Annotated in this window: 6 protein-coding genes; 4 read left to right on the top strand and 2 right to left on the bottom strand. The window is 43.8% G+C overall.

From position 1 onward, the window contains the following. The first annotated feature begins 102 nt into the window (after window positions 1–102). Window positions 103–1,524: a cytochrome-c peroxidase gene (locus tag FHQ30_RS12150; RefSeq protein WP_139611855.1), complete on the top strand. Its 1,422-nt coding sequence runs from the start codon at window positions 103–105 to the stop codon at window positions 1,522–1,524. Between the two features lie 192 nt (window positions 1,525–1,716). After that, the gene (tnpA, locus tag FHQ30_RS12145) at window positions 1,717–2,181 is read left to right on the top strand and encodes an IS200/IS605 family transposase (protein ID WP_139625179.1); all 465 of its coding nucleotides are present in this window, start codon (window positions 1,717–1,719) and stop codon (window positions 2,179–2,181) included. Window positions 2,182–2,301: 120 nt separating this feature from the next. On the opposite strand, the gene FHQ30_RS12140 is transcribed toward tnpA, so the two are convergent. Next, the gene (locus FHQ30_RS12140) at window positions 2,302–2,838 is read right to left on the bottom strand and encodes an elongation factor P hydroxylase (RefSeq protein WP_139611852.1); all 537 of its coding nucleotides are present in this window, start codon (window positions 2,836–2,838) and stop codon (window positions 2,302–2,304) included. 100 nt (window positions 2,839–2,938) lie between these two features. Next, window positions 2,939–3,793, bottom strand: a complete 855-nt coding sequence (gene htpX, locus FHQ30_RS12135) for a protease HtpX (protein ID WP_139611853.1) — start codon at window positions 3,791–3,793, stop codon at window positions 2,939–2,941. A 319-nt stretch (window positions 3,794–4,112) separates the two neighbouring features. Here htpX and rlmN point away from each other — a divergent pair, with 319 nt between their 5' ends. Both rlmN and pilW read left to right on the top strand, forming a co-directional pair. Further along, window positions 4,113–5,240 (top strand): dual-specificity RNA methyltransferase RlmN, encoded by a 1,128-nt coding sequence (gene rlmN / locus FHQ30_RS12130; RefSeq protein WP_139611854.1) that lies wholly within the window; start codon window positions 4,113–4,115, stop codon window positions 5,238–5,240. A 37-nt stretch (window positions 5,241–5,277) separates the two neighbouring features. Further along, complete coding sequence (gene pilW / locus FHQ30_RS12125) at window positions 5,278–5,847, top strand: type IV pilus biogenesis/stability protein PilW (RefSeq protein WP_132967524.1); 570 nt, start codon at window positions 5,278–5,280, stop codon at window positions 5,845–5,847. The last annotated feature ends 334 nt before the right edge of the window (window positions 5,848–6,181 follow it).

Genomic DNA, 6,181 nt, shown 5'->3' with positions numbered 1-6,181 from the left:
ATTAAATCTATTGATATTAATCAATAAAACCAGAGCGTAAATAGGAGAAACTACCTCCTAAGTTGTAGTTTCATTATTTTACCCTGTGAGGAGTGCTATTTTATGAAGAAAAAACTGGTCTTATCGCTCGTTGGTCTTGGTGTTGCTGGCTTTTTGGCAACAGTGGCATATATCAATCATTTCGATAATCAACAAAAAGAGAAGCTGCTGGCACAAAGTGCGGTTAAAGATCCTGCTGCAAAATTAGTAGAAAGAGTGTTATATGATAACCAATGTCAATATTGCCATAGCCCAAATGCTGAAGTGCCTTTCTATATTAATCTACCGGTGATTAATAGTGTGATGCAAAACGATATCAACAAAGCACTGGATCATTTTCTGTTGAGTGAAATTGTCGATCATCTGGATAATCCGCAGCAAATTTCCGCCACCGCACTGGCTAAATTGGAGAGGGTAGTGATTAATGATGAAATGCCGACTAAATCGTTTGTGCATCTGCACTGGGGTTCGTCATTGAATGCAGAAGAACAGAAAGTGTTATTGGACTGGATTCGCCAACAGCGTAAAGATCATTTGTTACCGAGCAATACCCAGGGCGTTTCAGCAGATCGCTTTATTCAACCGATTCCAGATAGTTTGAAAACCGATCCTGCTAAAGTCGCTTTGGGAAATCTGTTATTCCACAGCACCGCACTTTCAGGCGATGGCACGGTGTCTTGTGCAAGTTGCCATGGTTTAAACAGTGGTGGGGTGGATAATCTGGCAACATCCACCGGGATTCATGGTCAAAAAGGCGGCATCAATGCGCCGACAGTGTATAACGCTGCCTTTAACTTTGTGCAGTTCTGGGACGGTCGGGCTGCAACGCTGGCAGATCAAGCCGGTGGCCCTCCATTTAATCCGGTCGAAATGGGCTCAAAAGATTGGGCAGAAATTATTGCTAAATTAGAGCAAGATACTGAACTGAAAGCGGCATTTTTACAAGTCTATCCTGATGGTTTCAGTGGCGACAACATTACCAATGCGATCGCTGAGTTTGAAAAAACCTTGATTACGCCAAACAGTGCGTTTGACCGCTATTTGAAAGGCGATGTAAGTGCACTGACTGCCGCTCAGCAGCACGGCTATACGCTGTTCCAACAGTATAAATGTGATACTTGCCACAGTGGGGTCAACATGGGCGGAAACTCTTATGAATTGATGGGCACTAAAGCCAATTATTTTGCCGATCGCGGCACACCGCTGACGGCAGATGATAATGGTCGTTTCTCTCAAACTCAGGATCCGCGCGATAAACATCGTTTTAAAGTACCTAGCTTGAGAAATATTGCGTTAACCGGCCCATATTTCCATGATGCCAAAGCCGAGAACCTGCAACAAGCGGTGGAAATGATGCTGAAATATCAAAGCGGGGTAACATTGCCACAGCAAGATGTCAGTGATATGGTTGATTTCTTGCACAGTTTAACCGGTGAATTGAACGGCAAGACTTTAACCAACGAAAAAGTCAACGAAAAACAGTAACAGGTGACGATGTCATTTATCAGCAAATAAGGCGGGTTTATCCCCGCCTTTATTATAGGCAGACGAAGGCTGCCTATAAAAACCATACGCTATGCGTATGGAATCAAAGAGCTTAAGCGGTGAAAAGAAAAAATCCTCCGATATAATGAACAAGGCTGACAACCAAACTTCAACATATAGGAGGATATGCCAATGGCAAGTAAATCCAATGACGATTCAAGTCTATCACACACAAGATGGAACTGTAAGTATCACATAGTCTTTATCCCAAAATTCAGACGAAAAGCGATTTATGGGAAATTACGAATGGATATAGGGAGCATATTAAGGCAGCTATGCCATTACAAAAATGTGGAAATAATAGAAGCTCATGCGATGAAAGATCATATCCATATGCTATTAAAAATTCCGCCAAAGCTGGCAGTGTCAAGTTTTATGGGATATTTAAAAGGGAAATCGTCGCTCATGATTTTTGAAAGACATGCAAACCTAAAATATAAGTATGGAAACCGGCATTTTTGGGCAAAGGGTTATTATGTAAGTACAGTGGGTTTAAATACAAAAGTTGTAGAGGAATATATCAGGAACCAGGAAAAAGAAGACATGATTCAAGATAATTTATCGAAGAAAGAATATGTGGACCCCTTTAAGGGGTAAGCCACAGAGTTATTGTACAGTTGTCAGTCTTTTCACATGCCCCTTGAGGGGCATGTGAAGTACTAGGCCCTTATAGGGTAGCCGAAAAACCGCACGTTTCACGTGCGGATTGTTATTTGTTTAGATTTTATCCGGATCAAAGTAGGATAAATCAATTCGGTTTTCAGTGCCGTAAAATTGACACAATGCTTGGCGTAGGGTTTCAGCGCGCTTTGGCAACCCGTTTTCGGCATAATGGCAAACTTGAGCGTAAACCGCACGTTTAAACGGTCGGCTGTCGCCGGCTTCTCCGTTGAGGTTGTCGGCACTGGCGAAAAAACGTTTGCCGGCAGCCGTGGAAAGAATCCATTCAATCGCTTGTGGTTTCACTTCGACTTGCTCAAACAGACGTTGTTGTTGTTCGCTTCTGCCGTCCGGTTCGTACCAATATCCAAAATCCTCCAAATGCCAACGATTGCGTCCGGCAACCAACCAGTGGGCAATTTCATGCAGAGCACTGCTGTAGTAACCGTGGGCAAATTGAATGGAGTGGTAAGTGCGGTTTGCATCGGCGGGCAGATAAATCGGTTCGTCACCGCCTTTTTCTAGTTTTGTATTATAGTCGGCATAAAAACAGCGGTTGAAGATGTTGATCAGATCGTGGTAGTCATGTTCCATGATTAATGTCCAAATATCGCTAAAAAGTGAAAGTTAAAGCAGCAAAAAAGGGGCTGAAATCAGCCCCTCAATCAATAAGTATGCACAAAGTGCGGTTATCTTAATTCAGTTTTTGCAGCGCTTCAATCCGTTTTTCCAGCGGAGGGTGGCTCATAAACAGCGAAGCTAAAGAACCGCCACGTTTACCGTTAATCGCAAATGCCGCCAATTCGCCTTCCAGTTGTTGCGGTTCATGCAGGCTTTGTAAGCGTTTTAAGGCCGCAATCATTTTTTGTTTGCCGACTAATTCGGCTGAACCGGCGTCGGCATGAAATTCACGGTAACGGGAGAACCACATCGCAATAATACTGGCAAGAAAACCAAATACCACTTCCAACACCATCGCCACCATAAAATACATACCACTGCTGGTTTGTCCGTCACGGTTGCTGGCAACCACTTTGGCGATCATGCGCGATACAAAAATGACGAAGGTATTCAGCACGCCTTGTAACAGCGTCATCGTAACCATGTCGCCGTTGGCGATATGGCTGACCTCATGCGCCAGTACGGCTTCTGCTTCGTCACGGGTCATGCTATTCAATAAACCGGTGCTGACCGCAACCAATGAATTCTTTTTACTGGCACCGGTTGCAAACGCATTCACATCGGCTGAGTGATAAATCGCCACTTCCGGCATCGGTAAACCCGCTTTGCGCGCCTGCGCTTGCACGGTGTAGAGCAGCCATTGTTCTTGTTCGTTGCGTGGTTGGGTGATCACTTGTGCGCCGACCGCTCTTTTTGCCATCGATTTTGACATAAACAGCGAAACCAAGGAGCCGCCAAAGCCAAACAGGGCAGCAAGAATTAATAATCCAGTGGCATCTTGCGCTTGAATGCCGGTCAGGGTCAAAATAATATTAAAAACAAACAACACTGCCATGTTGGTCAACAAGAACAGAATAATTCGCATCATAATCAAAACACTCCTATAGGATAAACAAACATCAACAGATCTTAACACTAAACTAAAATGGTTATCAAAATGTTAATTTCAAGGCTTAGCCGAAAGTTTAAGCGAATTTATGGTTGAACACCATCTTTTTAATCAACCATACGATGGCGATTCAGTTTTGCGATCCGGATCGAGAAAAAAAGAGCGGTTGCTAGCAAAATTCGCCTAAAAAAACTAGATTAATTTGCATGAAGCCAGTAAAATCGCCGACTTCTTAAATAGCACCTTTTCGGTATCCTGCCGACGAGCCGTAATGTGTAATAACGAGGCGTGAATCATCATGACAAACAAAACTAATTTACTGGATCTAAATCGCAAAGCATTGCGTGAATTCTTACAAAATTTGGGCGAAAAACCGTTCCGTGCCGATCAACTGATGAAGTGGATTTACCACTTCGGCGAAGATAACTTTGATAATATGACCAATATTAACAAAGTGTTGCGTGAGAAATTAAAAGCGGTTGCTGAAATTAAAGCACCGGAGGTATCGGAAGAACAGCGCTCCGCCGACGGCACCATCAAATGGGCGATGCAGGTTGGTGATCAACAGGTTGAAACGGTGTATATTCCGGAGAATGATCGTGCGACGTTATGCGTCTCGTCGCAAGTCGGTTGTGCTTTGGCATGTACTTTTTGTTCCACGGCACAACAGGGCTTCAACCGCAATTTGACCGTGTCGGAAATTATTGGTCAGGTGTGGCGTGCCTCTAAAATTATTGGAAATTTTGGCGTGACCGGTGAACGCCCGATTACCAATGTGGTGATGATGGGCATGGGCGAACCGTTGTTGAATGTCAGCAATGTGATTCCGGCAATGGAAATTATGCTGGACGATTTCGGCTACGGCTTATCCAAACGTCGTGTAACGTTGTCCACTTCCGGTGTGGTGCCGGCATTGGATAAATTACCGGAAATGATCGACGTGGCGTTGGCGGTGTCGTTGCACGCACCGAATGATGAATTGCGCGATGAAATTGTGCCGATTAACAAAAAATACAATATAAAAATGCTGATGGATTCGGTCAGTCGTTATTTAGCCGGTTCAAAAGCTAACCACGGCAAAGTGACGATTGAATATGTGATGCTCGATCACGTCAATGACGGCACGGAACATGCGCATCAATTGGCGAAGGTGCTGGAAAATATTCCGTGTAAAGTGAATTTGATTCCGTGGAATCCGTTTCCGGAAGCGCCCTATAACAAGAGCTCCAACACTCGGATTGACCGTTTCCAAAAAGTGCTGATGGAATATGGTTTAACCGTAATTGTGCGCAAAACCCGTGGTGATGATATTGATGCGGCATGCGGACAATTGGCGGGCGAGGTGATTGACCGCACTAAGCGCACAATGAAGCAGGCAATGAATAAAAAAGCGTTTGGCGAGGCGATTTCAATTAAACAGGCTTAGCCGACTATCATCAAAAACAATCATCAAGGGAGAAAACATGAGCGGTTTTAAACAAAATGTAGCGAAGAAAATAACATTTTTATCCCTGATGACCGCACTTTTATTCAGTTGCGTATTGAGCGGCTGTGCCACACCGCCGCAAAACAGCGAAAGTCAGCGGGCGGCATATGCGCGGGTGCAGGTTGCGTTGGGCTATTTGCAACAGCATCAGTATGAAGCGGCAAAACAGAGCTTGGACAAGGCGCTGCAACACAGTCCTGATTACTATTTGCCGTATCTGGTGTCGGCACATTACTATCAGCTAATCGGCAATCTCAGTCAAGCAGAAAACTACTATCAAATTGCGCTGCAAAAAGATTCCAAGCAGGGTGATGCTCACAACAATTATGGCGCATTTTTATGTCAACAAGGTCGGTTTAACGATGCCTTTAGCCATTTTGAAACCGCACTTGCCAGCCCGGATTATTACCGTTTGGCACAAACCTATGAAAATACCGCACTTTGTGCCCATCAAGCCCACGATCAAACACGAAAAAACATCGCATTGCAAAAACTGGCGAAAATTGATCAGCAACAAGCAGAGCAGTTGCAGCGTATTTTGAAATAAATTGCTTGATTTGGCGGATTAATGTGGCAGATTGATGATTAACTGTTGCAAAAGCAAAGGGAGAATTTTAAACTTTGCGCCTGAACTTTATTTTATGTTAGGGTTTGTTGATGTTTGTTTATATTTTGAGTTGTCGTTTAAAATTAGCACAATCTAGGCGTAAGCCGAAATCAATAGCGGGACTATTGATGAGGGTTACAACGACGAGTGTGCTAATTTTAAACACAATCCGCAGGACTATGACGTTTTTTCGCCACGGCTTTTCACAACTATTTTTTGCCACTATTTTTTTGCCACTATGGCGTTAAAAGCCGTTGGTTTAGAATGACTAAAT

Source organism: Testudinibacter sp. 'clade 2' (assembly GCF_006227735.1).
Taxonomy (GTDB): Bacteria; Pseudomonadota; Gammaproteobacteria; order Enterobacterales; family Pasteurellaceae; genus Chelonobacter.
This window is presented reverse-complemented; position numbering and strand designations above follow the sequence as displayed.

Excerpts from the sequence above, each read along its gene's own strand:
- tnpA (WP_139625179.1), top strand. The coding sequence starts at position 1,717 with ATGGCAAGTAAATCCAATGACGATTCAAGTCTATCACACACAAGATGG.
- htpX (WP_139611853.1), bottom strand. The coding sequence starts at position 3,793 with ATGATGCGAATTATTCTGTTCTTGTTGACCAACATGGCAGTGTTGTTT.
- rlmN (WP_139611854.1), top strand. The coding sequence starts at position 4,113 with ATGACAAACAAAACTAATTTACTGGATCTAAATCGCAAAGCATTGCGT.
- FHQ30_RS12150 (WP_139611855.1), top strand. The coding sequence starts at position 103 with ATGAAGAAAAAACTGGTCTTATCGCTCGTTGGTCTTGGTGTTGCTGGC.
- pilW (WP_132967524.1), top strand. The coding sequence starts at position 5,278 with ATGAGCGGTTTTAAACAAAATGTAGCGAAGAAAATAACATTTTTATCC.
- FHQ30_RS12140 (WP_139611852.1), bottom strand. The coding sequence starts at position 2,838 with ATGGAACATGACTACCACGATCTGATCAACATCTTCAACCGCTGTTTT.